This window comes from Pseudomonas allokribbensis, from assembly GCF_014863605.1.
Classification (GTDB): domain Bacteria; phylum Pseudomonadota; class Gammaproteobacteria; order Pseudomonadales; family Pseudomonadaceae; genus Aquipseudomonas; species Aquipseudomonas allokribbensis.
This window is the reverse complement of record NZ_CP062252.1, coordinates 292,829-305,017: the sequence shown is the minus strand read 5'-3', so window position 1 is coordinate 305,017 and position 12,189 is coordinate 292,829. Positions and strand designations below refer to the sequence as shown.

The 12,189-nt window shown below is 61.0% G+C and carries 11 protein-coding genes; 7 read left to right on the top strand and 4 right to left on the bottom strand.

From position 1 onward, the window contains the following. Positions 1–9: 9 nt before the first annotated feature. Positions 10–912, bottom strand: a complete 903-nt coding sequence (gene hslO, locus IF199_RS01310) for an Hsp33 family molecular chaperone HslO (protein ID WP_096821908.1) — start codon at positions 910–912, stop codon at positions 10–12. A gap of 104 nt (positions 913–1,016) precedes the next feature. On the opposite strand from hslO, the gene IF199_RS01305 reads away from it, so the two are divergent. After that, a complete protein-coding gene (locus IF199_RS01305; protein WP_192559496.1) occupies positions 1,017–1,817 on the top strand; it encodes a phosphatase PAP2 family protein in 801 nt (266 codons plus the stop codon). A gap of 67 nt (positions 1,818–1,884) precedes the next feature. On the opposite strand, the gene IF199_RS01300 is transcribed toward IF199_RS01305, so the two are convergent. After that, positions 1,885–2,292: an RNA-binding S4 domain-containing protein gene (locus tag IF199_RS01300; RefSeq protein WP_096821906.1), complete on the bottom strand. Its 408-nt coding sequence runs from the start codon at positions 2,290–2,292 to the stop codon at positions 1,885–1,887. A 218-nt stretch (positions 2,293–2,510) separates the two neighbouring features. Between IF199_RS01300 and rimB the strand changes: the two genes are divergently transcribed. Together rimB and rimK are read left to right on the top strand one after the other, a co-directional pair. Continuing rightward, positions 2,511–2,990 carry a retropepsin-like aspartic endopeptidase RimB gene (gene rimB / locus IF199_RS01295; protein ID WP_102620599.1) on the top strand — a complete coding sequence of 160 codons (480 nt, stop codon included), beginning with the start codon at positions 2,511–2,513 and terminating at the stop codon, positions 2,988–2,990. Beyond that, positions 2,987–3,892, top strand: a complete 906-nt coding sequence (gene rimK / locus IF199_RS01290) for a 30S ribosomal protein S6--L-glutamate ligase (RefSeq protein WP_007949201.1) — start codon at positions 2,987–2,989, stop codon at positions 3,890–3,892. Before rimB ends, rimK begins: the two co-directional genes overlap by 4 nt. Before the next feature lie 35 nt (positions 3,893–3,927). Here the strand turns inward: rimK and IF199_RS01285 are convergent, their stop codons facing one another. Further along, on the bottom strand, positions 3,928–5,241 hold the full coding sequence (locus tag IF199_RS01285; RefSeq protein ID WP_096821905.1) for an ATP-binding protein: 1,314 nt from the start codon (positions 5,239–5,241) through the stop codon (positions 3,928–3,930). Positions 5,242–5,355: 114 nt separating this feature from the next. Next, the gene (gene ompR, locus IF199_RS01280) at positions 5,356–6,096 is read right to left on the bottom strand and encodes an osmolarity response regulator transcription factor OmpR (protein ID WP_007952694.1); all 741 of its coding nucleotides are present in this window, start codon (positions 6,094–6,096) and stop codon (positions 5,356–5,358) included. Positions 6,097–6,456: 360 nt separating this feature from the next. On the opposite strand from ompR, the gene IF199_RS01275 reads away from it, so the two are divergent. The 4 genes from IF199_RS01275 to tauA all read left to right on the top strand — a co-directional run bounded on the left by IF199_RS01275 (position 6,457) and on the right by tauA (position 12,187). After that, positions 6,457–8,781: a Tex family protein gene (locus IF199_RS01275; RefSeq protein WP_192559495.1), complete on the top strand. Its 2,325-nt coding sequence runs from the start codon at positions 6,457–6,459 to the stop codon at positions 8,779–8,781. Continuing rightward, the gene (locus IF199_RS01270) at positions 8,781–9,164 is read left to right on the top strand and encodes a PaaI family thioesterase (RefSeq protein ID WP_085712709.1); all 384 of its coding nucleotides are present in this window, start codon (positions 8,781–8,783) and stop codon (positions 9,162–9,164) included. The genes IF199_RS01275 and IF199_RS01270 overlap by 1 nt, the downstream gene beginning before the upstream one ends. A gap of 214 nt (positions 9,165–9,378) precedes the next feature. Beyond that, positions 9,379–10,962: a glutamate--cysteine ligase gene (gene gshA / locus IF199_RS01265; protein ID WP_102620597.1), complete on the top strand. Its 1,584-nt coding sequence runs from the start codon at positions 9,379–9,381 to the stop codon at positions 10,960–10,962. Between the two features lie 247 nt (positions 10,963–11,209). Beyond that, positions 11,210–12,187: a taurine ABC transporter substrate-binding protein gene (gene tauA / locus IF199_RS01260; protein ID WP_192559494.1), complete on the top strand. Its 978-nt coding sequence runs from the start codon at positions 11,210–11,212 to the stop codon at positions 12,185–12,187. Positions 12,188–12,189 lie beyond the last annotated feature (2 nt).

The following is a 12,189-nucleotide window of genomic DNA, read 5'->3' as shown; positions in this document are numbered from 1 at the left end:
TGAACCGTTTTAGTGCCGGGTATCTGACGGCGTCTCGACACCCGCACCAGCGAACAATTGAGCGATATCCGCCGCGTCGAACAGGTAGCGCTGGTTGCAGAACTGGCAATCGATCTCGACGCTGCCACCCTGCTCGGCCACCAATTGCTGCGCATCTTCCAGACCCAGGCTGACCAGTGCGTTGCCCGAGCGTTCGCGGGAGCAGCTGCAATGGAAGCGCAGTTTCTGCACATCGAACAGACGGACCTGTTCTTCATGGTAGAGGCGATGCAGAACCGTTTCGTTGTCCAGGCTCAACAGTTCATCAGCGGTCAGGGTGTTGCCCAGCGCGGTGATGTGCTGCCAGCTGGCGGCGCGTTCTTCTTCATCTTTCAGGCGATCGGCAGGCAGTTGCTGCAGCAGCAGGCCACGGGCGCGACGGCCATCGGCGCACAGCTTGAAGCGGGTGCCAACCTGCTGGGACATGACGAAGTAGTTGGTGAAGCAGTCGGACAGGGTTTCGCCGTCGAGGTCGACGATGCCCTGGTAGCGCTGGCCCACCGTCGGATCGACAGTCAACGCCAACACGCCGTTGGGCATCAGGTCGGAGAGGGTCGCATCAGCGGCGATCAAGTCGGCTTCATAACGGGCCAGGCCACGAATTTCGCGGTCACTGGAGCACTCGATCATCAGCAGCGGGATCGGGCCTTCGGAGCGCGCCTGAAGTATCAGCAAGCCATCGAATTTCAGGGTGCCTACCAGCAACGACGCAGCAGCCATCAGTTCGCCCAGCAATTGCGCAACCGGCTCCGGATACGGGTGCTTGGCGAGCACTTCGGCGTAGCTGCGTTCCAGCGACACCAGTTCGCCGCGCGTGTCGCTGTCATCGAAGATGAAGCGTTGGGTGTAATCGGTATCGAGGAAATCGGTCATAGGTCTAGGTATCTGATTTTAATGACAAAAAGGTTACAAAGAATGAAAATCCCGCGCTTCTGGCATCCATTTTGATGCCTATGTTCAGCCACGGGAGGCATTTTATGAACAATCCGGGTTTGTTCCAATCAAGGTGGAACCTCGGCCGGCTGGTTCTGTGCAATGCAGTGCCTTTGGCACTACTGGCTTTCTGGTTATGGCCTACGGGTCAGATGCTGTGTGTGATTTTCGACGAGTGGCTGTTCCGCTCACTCAATGCACCGCTGGCCAGCAACCCCATATGGCTCCACATCTGGGCAATTGCAAGTCTGCGCCCGTTCGACGTTGTCGTCGGACTGATCCTGCTGACCCTGCTGATCAAGGGCGATTGGGTGTTCAAGGCGATTGACGTGCGTCGCGCCTTCTTCGGATTTTTCTCGATCCTGCTGCTGATGGTGGTGATCCGCGCGCTGTTTTCCAAATTCGCCGACCACATGGGCTGGCAGCACAATAGCCCATCCATGGTGCTCCAGGGCGCCGTTCATATGAGCGACTACTTCCCGCATCTCGAGAAGACCTTTGAGCTGAAGGATCGCTCGAGCCAGAGTTTCCCCGGTGACCATGCTTCGGTGCTGTTGATCTGGGCGCTGTTCATGGGCGTTTTCAGTCGCTCCGCCGGCCAGTTCCTGACGGTCTGGGGCCTGGCGCTGCTGTTCATGCTGCCGCGTCTGGTGGCCGGCGCGCACTGGGGCCAGGACGATTACATCGGTGGCCTGCTGTTGGCGGTATGGGCGTTGGGCTGGGGTTACTACACACCGTTTGCCTATCACGCAGCGAACTTCTGGCTGAAGATCACAGCGCCGATTTTCGCGCTGGTGGGCAAGTTGCCGGTGGTTTCGCGGATGAGTGTGGTGGCGCTCCGCTAATTCGATGCGCCTGAAAAGATCGCAGCCGCCGGCAGCTCCTCAGGGAGCGCATGCAGGCTGCGATTTTTTATTCGCCGCTACTGTTCCCACGAAATTTAAACAAGTCCCGACGCTGTTTCTTGCTCGGTTTGCCGTCGGTGGTCACACCCAACGCGCCCGCCTTGCGCATCGCTGCAGCCGCCTCGCGCTTGGCGATACTGGCTTCGGTTTCCGCATACAGCGTCTGCGCTTCCGGCGCGCCACGGCGCACGATCGACAGGGCCTGGACCACGACAGTCTTTTCATCGAAGCCGGTACGAATCTCGAATTCATCGCCGATGCGTGGCTCTTTGCCAGGCTTGCAGCGCTCTCCCCGACAATGCACCTTGCCACTTTCGATGGCGGCTTTGGCCAAGGCGCGGGTTTTAAAAAAACGTGCAGCCCACAGCCATTTGTCGAGACGGACCTTGTCGTCCTCTTCGCTTTTTTGTGCCATGGAATTTCCTCATTCTGAAATATTGATGAACTGTACTACCGTTTCTGTCGTGCCATGAATTGTGCTGTCCCGGATTACAATGCACACATTCCGGGGCGTGCTTGAGAGCGCGCAAATCCGGGCCGTAGATATCTGTCGCCTTTTAACCACTATTCTGCGTGAATACCGCAAATCCGGCCCCCTGCGGGCTGATCGGTTTTCACCGGTTGAGCATTTTTTTGAAGACATTTGACCATTTGACCGTTGTCGGTCTGCGCGAGTGGGTGGCGCTCCCAGGTTTGGGAGTCGCAGGCCTTCGGGCGAAAATCGACACCGGTGCCAGTACCTCCAGCCTGCACGCCACCGATATCGAGCCGTTCGAACGGGACGGCGAGAAGTGGGTGCGTTTCACCGCGCACCTGGGCACGGTGGTGCAATTGCGCCACCGGCGTTGCGAAGCACCGCTGGTCACCCGCAAGACCATCAAGAGTTCCAACGGCCAGGCCCAGGTGCGCTATGTGATCAGCACCACCCTGGCCCTCGGTGATCGGGTCTGGCCGGTCGAGTTCACCCTCGCCTGCCGCAAGTCCATGCGCTATCGCCTGTTGCTCGGTTCCAAAGCCCTGATCGACGGCCAGTTGGTGGTCAATCCGGGTATCAAGTATGTACAAGACAAGCCGGTGTTCCCGGTATCTACCTCCTCCACAGGTGTTGCATGAAGATCGCTGTGCTGTCGCGGAATCCGCGTCTGTATTCCACCCGTCGTCTGGTCGAAGCCGGCACCGAACGCGGGCATGAAATGGTGGTGATCGACACCTTGCGCGCCTACATGAACATCGCCAGCCACAAGCCGCAGATCCACTATCGCGGCAAGCCGCTGGAAGGTTTCGATGCGGTGATCCCGCGGATCGGCGCATCGGTGACGTTCTATGGCTGCGCGGTGCTGCGCCAGTTCGAAATGATGGGGGTGTTTCCGCTCAACGAATCGGTGGCCATCGCCCGTTCCCGGGACAAGCTGCGTTCGCTGCAATTGCTGTCGCGCCGGGGCATCGGTTTGCCGGTGACCGGCTTCGCCCACTCGCCGGACGACATTCCCGACCTGATCGACATGGTCAACGGCGCGCCGCTGGTGATCAAGGTGCTGGAAGGGACTCAGGGCATCGGCGTGGTGCTGTGCGAAACCGCGACGGCGGCGGAGTCGGTGATCGAGGCGTTCATGGGCCTCAAGCAGAACATCATGGTGCAGGAATACATCAAGGAGGCCGGCGGCGCGGACATCCGCTGCTTCGTGGTCGGCGACAAGGTGATCGCGGCGATGAAGCGTCAGGCCAAGCCCGGGGAGTTCCGCTCCAACCTGCACCGGGGCGGCAGCGCCAGCCTGATCAAGATCACCCCGGAAGAGCGCATGACCGCGTTGCGCGCCGCCAAGGTCATGGGCCTGGCGGTGGCGGGTGTGGATATCCTGCGTTCGAATCACGGGCCGCTGGTGATGGAAGTGAACTCGTCGCCGGGCCTGGAAGGGATCGAGACCACCACCGGCAAGAACGTGGCGGGGATCATCATCGAGCATCTCGAGAAGAATGGCGGGCCAAACATGACCCGCACCAAAGGCAAGGGATGAACCTTGATTCAGGCGGCCGCAAGGCCGCCTGAAACTTAAACCGCGTCTCGCGGCAGCATCAACCCCAGCGGCAAGCGCACCCGCGCCTCCAGCCCGCCACCGGAGCGGTTGCGCAGCTCGACATTGCCGCCATGCATCGAAGCAATCCGCTTGACGATCGCCAGCCCCAGCCCGGTACCCTTTCCGCCCCGCGCACGGTCGCCACGGGTGAACGGGTTGAAAATCGCCTCAAGCTCCGACGGATCAATCCCCGCCCCACGGTCCATCACACTCAACACCACGTACGGCGCACTGGTATCGCCGGATACGTAAGCCGCGACTTCGACGCCGCTGCCGGCATGGTTCAACGCGTTGCCGATCAGGTTGTTCAGCAAACGCTTCATCGATACCCGGCGTAGCGGAAACGGCTGGATCGGCTCCAGACGCAAGCGCACCTTCTCTTCACTCTGGTTGTACGGCGCCGCGACCTCGCGCACCAGATCGCTCAGATCCACTTCTTCCACCGACTCGTCCCGACCATCGCGAATGAACGCGAGGAACTGGTCGAGAATCGCGTCCATGTCTTCAATGTCCCGCACCATGTCGTCGGTCAGGTCGGTGCGGTCACCCATCAGTTCCAGCGACAGCCGTAGACGGGTCAGCGGCGTACGCAGGTCGTGGGAAACCCCGGCGAGCATCAGTTCACGTTCACGGCCGGCCTGTTCGACGTCCTCGGCCATCTGGTTGAAGGCGCGATAAACCTCGGTCATTTCGCTCGGTGTGTCACTGATCGGCAGGCGCACGCTGCGGCCCTGGCCGAGTTGCCGTGCGGCATATACGAGACGCTTCAAAGGCTGATTGAGCTGGCTGACGAAGATCCATGCCGACGCGGTCGAGAGCAACCCGATGGCGAGGAACCAGCCGAGTACGTTCCAGATTTTCTGGCCGCGCAATGGATGCGGGTACAACGGCACTTTCAGCCAGCCATCACCCAGGCTCGGCGCACGCACCCACAACGCCGGCGGCGAATGCATGCGCAAGCGAACCTCGGTGTCGGCACCCAGTTCCGCCTGCATCTGCCGCTGGTAGATTTCGCTGTACGGCCAGTGCTGCTCGCCTTCCGGCACACCGGCACCGACCACCCGGATCAGGGTCGCGGCATCGGCGATCTTCGCGCGGTTTTCTTCATCGGCAGCCCAATAGGCACGCAGCGTCAGGGCGACGCCGTGGCTGTATTGACGGTCCACCAGCACGTCCTCGTTCATCAGCAGATAAACCAGGGTCAGTGCCTTGGAAAACAATACGACGATGAGCACCAGCCAGAGGGTGCGGGAGAAGAAACTTTGGGGGAACCAGACAGGGGTTTTCATGGATAACCGCTACGCACTTGCAGGAGCGAGCAATGCTCGCATATTGCGGATAACGAGTCTGCGGAGGCGGCAATTTTGACCGCTCCCCGCAGACCCGCTCCTACAAATCACCCGTCACTTGGTGGAGTTGCCATCCGGCACGAACACATAACCCACGCCCCAGACAGTCTGGATGTAGCGCGGTTTGGACGGATCGGGTTCGATCATCCGGCGCAGACGGGAAATCTGCACGTCGATGGAACGCTCCAGGGCATCCCACTCCCGGCCACGGGCCAGGTTCATCAGTTTGTCGCGGGTCAGCGGCTGACGGGCGTTCATCACCAGGGCCTTGAGTACCGCGAACTCACCGGTGGTGAGCATGTGCACTTCGTCGCCGCGCTTGAGTTCGCGGGTGGCCAGGGACAGCACGTAGTCACCGAACGTGACGTTCTCTTCTTCGCTGCCCGGCGCGCCCGGCACCGGTGCGGCCTGACGGCGCAGCACGGCTTTGACGCGGGCCATCAACTCGTCCGGGTTGAACGGCTTGGCCAGGTAGTCGTCGGCGCCCAGTTCCAGGCCCTTGATACGGCTCAACTCGTCGCCCTTGGCGGTGAGCATGATGATCGGGATCTGATTGTTCGCGCCACGCAGGCGACGGCAAGCGGTCAGGCCGTCTTCGCCCGGCAGCATCAGGTCGAGGACGACCAGGTTGAACACTTCACGCGACAGCAGACGATCCATCTGCTCGGTATTCGGTACGGCGCGGGCGCGGTAGCCCTTGCTGACGAAGAAGCGTTCCAGCAGGCTGCTCAGCCCCGGATCATCGTCAACAATAAGAATTTTTTCGCCTTCAGCAGTTTGTGCAGTGCTGCTCATTGGATGCTCCTTTTAGCTCGGCGCGCATTATGGCGTAGCTGCCGTTATACGCACCGTGTGCATTGTTAGCAGATTTTTCCTTCACTGCCAGAAAACCGGGGCTTGAGCCTACAGACTGCGTCGCCCCCGAATGACAGAACGCTGGTTATAATGCGCGGCCTTTTGTGTCAGGCAACGTCTGAATCGTTACCGCAGGTGGCCGTCTCTTATTTTCCCGGCCCTCGCAGTAATTGTTCGATTTCACGGGTCAATGGGATGCCTTTTGACCCAGGCAGCGGCAAGCGTCAGGCCGCCCAACCAGACTCCGGGCCTTTATTTACGTGCCTGCGAGCCTGCTTTCACAATTTGTCAGGTGGTTTTATGGACAGCATCAACAGCCGCATCGCCGAGGAACTCGGCGTACGCCCACAACAGGTCGAAGCGGCCGTCGCGCTACTCGATGAAGGCTCTACCGTTCCCTTCATCGCCCGTTACCGGAAAGAAGTGACCGGCAGCCTCGATGACACTCAGTTGCGTCATCTGGAAGAGCGTCTGCGCTACCTGCGAGAACTCGACGAACGGCGCATCAGCATCCTTTCCAGCATCCAGGAGCAGGGCAAACTCACCCCTGAACTGGAGCGCGAAATCAAACTCGCCGACACCAAGACCCGCCTCGAAGACTTGTACCTGCCGTACAAGCAGAAGCGCCGCACCAAGGGCCAGATCGCCCTGGAAGCCGGCCTCGGCGAGCTGGCCGACGGTCTGTTCAACGACCCGAGCCTGGCCCCGGAAGCCGAAGCCGCACGCTTCATCGACGCCGAAAAAGGCGTGGCCGACGTCAAGGCTGCGCTGGAAGGCGCCAAGTACATCCTCATGGAGCGCTTCGCCGAAGACGCCAACCTGCTGGAAAAACTGCGCACTTACCTGAAGCAGGAAGCCACCCTCAGTGCCCGCGTGATCGCCGGCAAGGAAGAGGAAGGCGCCAAGTTCCGCGATTACTTCGAACACGACGAACCACTGAAAAGCATGCCGTCGCACCGCGCGCTGGCGATTTTCCGTGGCCGCAATGAAGGCATTCTCAGCTCCGCACTGAAGGTTGGCGACGAACTGCCGGGCACCATGCATCCGTGCGAAGGCATGATCGGCCAGCAAGTCGGCATCCAGAACCAGAACCGTCCGGCCGACAAATGGCTGGGTGAAGTGGTGCGCTGGACCTGGAAGGTCAAGCTCTACACCCACCTGGAAACCGACCTGCTCGGCGAGCTGCGCGATGGCGCCGAAACCGAAGCGATCAACGTGTTCGCCCACAACCTGCACGACCTGTTGCTGGCCGCTCCGGCCGGCCCGCGCGCAACCCTCGGCCTCGACCCGGGCCTGCGCACCGGCTGCAAGGTTGCGGTGGTCGACTCCACCGGCAAGCTGCTGGATCACGCCACGGTTTACCCGCACGTGCCGCACAACAAATGGGATCAGACCATCGCGATCCTGGCCGCCCTGTGCGCCAAGCACTCGGTCGACCTGATCGCCATCGGCAACGGCACCGCCAGCCGTGAAACCGACAAACTGGCCATCGAGCTGATCAAAAAATACCCAGCGATGAAAATGACCAAGGTCATGGTCTCCGAAGCCGGCGCATCGGTGTACTCGGCATCGGAACTGGCAGCCAAGGAATTCCCGGATCTGGACGTGTCGATCCGTGGTGCCGTGTCCATCGCCCGTCGCCTGCAGGATCCACTGGCCGAGCTGGTGAAGATCGATCCGAAATCCATCGGTGTCGGTCAGTATCAGCACGACGTGTCGCAACTGAAACTGGCACGCGGCCTGGACGCTGTGGTCGAGGACTGCGTAAACGCCGTGGGCGTGGACGTGAACACCGCTTCCGTGGCGCTGCTGGCGCGGATCTCCGGCCTCAACGCGACCCTGGCGCAGAACATCGTGACTCACCGTGACGAGCACGGCGCGTTCAAGACTCGCGCTGCACTGAAGAAAGTCGCGCGTCTGGGCGAAAAAACCTTCGAACAGGCCGCCGGCTTCCTGCGCGTGATGAACGGCGACAACCCGCTGGATTCCTCGGCCGTTCACCCGGAAGCCTATCCACTGGTGCAACGCATCGCCGCTGAAACCGACCGCGACATCCGCTCGCTGATCGGCGACACCGGGTTCCTCAAGCGTCTGGATCCGAAGAAATTCACCGACGAGACCTTCGGTCTGCCAACCGTCACCGACATCCTGCAGGAACTGGAAAAACCGGGCCGCGACCCGCGTCCGGAGTTCAAGACCGCCGAGTTCCAGGAAGGCGTCGAGGACCTGAAAGACCTGCAACTGGGGATGATCCTCGAAGGTGTGGTGACCAACGTGACCGCGTTCGGCGCGTTCGTCGACATCGGCGTGCATCAGGATGGTCTGGTGCACATCTCGGCGCTGTCGGAGAAGTTCATCAAGGATCCGCGCGAAGCGGTGAAGGCCGGTGACGTGGTGAAAGTGAAGGTCATGGAAGTCGACATCCCGCGCAAACGCGTCGGCCTGTCGATGCGCATGAGCGACACCCCGGGCGAGAAAATCGACGGTGCCCGTGGCGCGCGTCCAGGCTCGGCGCCACGCCAGTCGCAGGGTTCGGCGCCGCGCAAGGAAAGCACCCCGGCGGCTCCGGCGAACAACGCCATGGCGTCGCTGTTCGCCAACGCCAAGCAGTTGAAGAAACGCTGATGGAAATTCCGGCCGGGCTCGTCGAGAGCGCGTTTTTCAAGCTGTTGGGCTGCCGCCTGCACAGCCTGGAAACCGGGGTGGCGCAAGTCGCCCTGGTGCTGGAACCCGAACTGCGCAACCGCGGCGGCAAGCTGCACGGTGGCGCGCTGTTCAGTCTGGTCGATATCGCCATGGGGCTGGCCTGCTCCAGCACCCACGGCTTTGACCAGCAAAGCGCGACCATCGAGTGCAAGATCAACTACATCCGCGCCGTCTCCGAGGGCGAGGTGATGTGCACGGCGCGGGTGATCCACCCGGGCCGGCGCACGCTGGTGGTCGAAGCCGACGTGATGCAGGGCGACAAACTGGTCGCAAAAGCGCAAGGCACGTTCGCTGTCCTGTAGATGTTGTTCATCATTTTGAGTTAATTTCGGCGCTGTGATCGCAGCGTCGGAATTTTCCTCGCCCGCGTCTGCCAGATTCAGGGACTGAAGTTGGCGTTTCCAATGGGGCTTTCATGGCCCGAAAACCAGGCGAAAACGCCAGTTTCAACTTCACCCTTGTAGACCGTCCTGCCCACCCCCATATTGGGGCGACTGACGCGTGAAGGAATCCAAATTGAGCGAACTTCTCAACCGCCGCCTGGCTCTGCTCGGTGAGCGCGCCAACCTCTCTCTGCTCGAGCAGTGCCTGCACGGTATCGAACGTGAATGCCTGCGCGTGACCGGCGAGGGACGTCTGGCGCAAACGCCGCACCCTGAAAGCCTGGGTTCCGCGCTGACCAACGAACAGATCACCACCGACTATTCCGAGTCGCTGCTGGAATTCATCACGCCTGCCCTGCCAGACCCGGCCGACACCCTGGCCAGCCTGGACAAGATTCATCGCTTCGCCTACAGCAAGCTCGGCAACGAGTACCTGTGGAGTCCATCGATGCCGTGCCCGTTGCCGGCCGAGGAAGACATCCCGATCGCCTATTACGGCACCTCCAACATCGGTCAGCTCAAGTATGTCTACCGCAAGGGCCTGGCCCTGCGTTACGGCAAGACCATGCAGTGCATCGCCGGGATTCACTACAACTTCTCCCTGCCGGAAAAACTCTGGCCGCTGCTGAAAGAAGCCGAAGGCTTCGTCGGCACCGACCGGGATTTCCAGTCGTCGTCCTATATCGCGCTGATCCGTAACTTCCGTCGCTACAGCTGGCTGCTGATGTACCTGTTCGGTGCTTCGCCGGCGCTGGACGCGGGGTTCCTGCGCGGCCGTTCGCATCAGCTGGAACAGTTGGACCCGGACACTCTGTACCTGCCTTACGCCACCAGCCTGCGCATGAGTGACCTCGGTTACCAGAGCAACGCCCAGGCTGGCCTGACCCCTTGCTACAACGACCTGGCAAGCTACACCGACAGTCTGCGCAAGGCGGTGGCCACGCCATACGCGCCGTACGTAGAAGTCGGCACGCACCAGGATGGCGAGTGGGTGCAACTGAACACCAACATCCTGCAGATCGAAAACGAGTACTACTCCAACATCCGCCCGAAACGCGTGACCTACACCGGCGAGCGGCCGATCCAGGCGCTGGTCGCCCGTGGCATCCAGTACGTCGAAGTGCGTTGCCTGGACATCAACCCGTTCCTGCCGATGGGCATCGACCTCACCGAATCGCGCTTCCTCGACGCGTTCCTGCTGTACTGCGCACTGAACGACAGCCCGCTGCTGACCAACATCAGCTGCGGCAACGCCACGTCGAACTTCCTCAGCGTGGTCAAGGAAGGTCGTCGTCCAGGCCTGCAATTGCAGCGTGACGGCCAACCGGTCGAACTGAAGGAATGGGCCGCCGAACTGCTGGAAAAAATCGCTCCGCTGGCGGCGCTGCTGGATCAAAGCCATGGCGGCGATGCCCACAGCAAGGCACTCGACGCACAACTGGCCAAGGTCAAGGATTCGTCCCTGACGCCTTCGGCCCAGGTGCTGGCGGCGATGGCCGAGCACAAGGAAAGTTTCGCGCAATTCTCCCTGCGCCAGAGCCAGGCTCACGCCGAGTTCTTCCGCAGCGAGCCGTTGGCGGCTGAGGAACAGGCGAAGTTTGAAGAACTGGCGCGGTCGTCGCTGGCGCAACAGGCTGAGCTGGAGCAGAACGAGGTGGGCGATTTCGACGTGTTTGTCGGGTCGTATCAGGCGAGTATTCTGGCGATCAGCAACTGACACTTCCTTCTCCGATCGTTCCCACGCTCCGCGTGGGAATGCAGCTCCTGACGCACCGCGTCACTATCGCCGGGACGCAGAGCGTCCATTGAGGCGTTCCCACGCAGAGCGTGGGAACGATCTGCTCTGCCTTCCCTTAGATTTTTCCGCTCATAAGCTAAGTCTAAAAAGTTATTTATTTCTAGATTCTTAGATCATTTAGTCTCCTTTCACGCCGACGCTCGGTCGCCTGATATGGAGCTCTTCAATGAAACTGAATGTCCCGCTTCGCCTGCTGGCCGTGGCCTCTCTGGCTGCCGCGAGTTTCCTGGCTCAGGCCGCCGACCTCACCGTCGCCTACCAGACCACCGTTGACCCGGCGAAAGTCGCCCAGGCCGACGGCGCCTATGAAAAAGCCACCAAGGCCGACATCAGCTGGCGCAAGTTCGACAACGGCGCGGACGTCATCACCGCCATCGCTTCCGGCGATGTGCAGATCGGTTACCTCGGTTCCAGCCCCCTGACTGCCGCGATCACCCGCAAAGTCCCGGTGGAAACCTTCCTCATCGCCACACAGATCGGCGCTGCTGAAGCGCTGGTCGCTCGCGACGGTTCCGGCATCAAGACGCCGCAGGATCTGGTCGGCAAGAAAATCGCCGTGCCATTCGTGTCCACCGGTCACTACAGCCTGCTGGCCGCGCTGAAGCACTGGAACATCGACCCTTCGAAAGTCACCGTCCTCAACCTCGCCCCGCCAGCGATCATTGCCGCGTGGAAGCGCGGTGACATCGATGCCACCTACGTTTGGGATCCGGCGCTGGGTGTGGCCAAGGAAAACGGCAAAGTGCTGATCACTTCCGGAGAGCTGGCCAAGTTCGGCGCGCCAACTTTCGACGCCTGGATCGTGCGTAAAGACTTCGCCGAGAAGCACCCGGAAATCGTTACCGCATTCGCCAAGGTCACCCTCGACGCCTACGCCGACTACCGCAAGGATCCGAAAGCCTGGATCGCCAATCAGAGCAACGTCGACAAACTGGTGAAACTCTCCGGCGCCAAGGCCAGCGACATTCCTTTGCTGCTGCAAGGCAACGTCTACCCGCTGGCGGCGGATCAGGTCAGTGACCTCGGCGCGCCGACCACCAAAGCCATCACCGACACCGCTGCGTTCCTCAAGGAGCAAGGCAAGGTCGAAGCGGTTCTGCCGGACTACGCGCCGTACGTCAGCGCCAAGTACATCACCAACTGATC

Bases quoted from the DNA above. Each gene is read 5' to 3' on its own strand.
- hslO (WP_096821908.1), bottom strand. From the start codon at position 912: ATGACCGATTTCCTCGATACCGATTACACCCAACGCTTCATCTTCGAT.
- IF199_RS01305 (WP_192559496.1), top strand. From the start codon at position 1,017: ATGAACAATCCGGGTTTGTTCCAATCAAGGTGGAACCTCGGCCGGCTG.
- IF199_RS01300 (WP_096821906.1), bottom strand. From the start codon at position 2,292: ATGGCACAAAAAAGCGAAGAGGACGACAAGGTCCGTCTCGACAAATGG.
- rimK (WP_007949201.1), top strand. From the start codon at position 2,987: ATGAAGATCGCTGTGCTGTCGCGGAATCCGCGTCTGTATTCCACCCGT.
- IF199_RS01285 (WP_096821905.1), bottom strand. From the start codon at position 5,241: ATGAAAACCCCTGTCTGGTTCCCCCAAAGTTTCTTCTCCCGCACCCTC.
- ompR (WP_007952694.1), bottom strand. From the start codon at position 6,096: ATGAGCAGCACTGCACAAACTGCTGAAGGCGAAAAAATTCTTATTGTT.
- IF199_RS01275 (WP_192559495.1), top strand. From the start codon at position 6,457: ATGGACAGCATCAACAGCCGCATCGCCGAGGAACTCGGCGTACGCCCA.
- IF199_RS01270 (WP_085712709.1), top strand. From the start codon at position 8,781: ATGGAAATTCCGGCCGGGCTCGTCGAGAGCGCGTTTTTCAAGCTGTTG.
- tauA (WP_192559494.1), top strand. From the start codon at position 11,210: ATGAAACTGAATGTCCCGCTTCGCCTGCTGGCCGTGGCCTCTCTGGCT.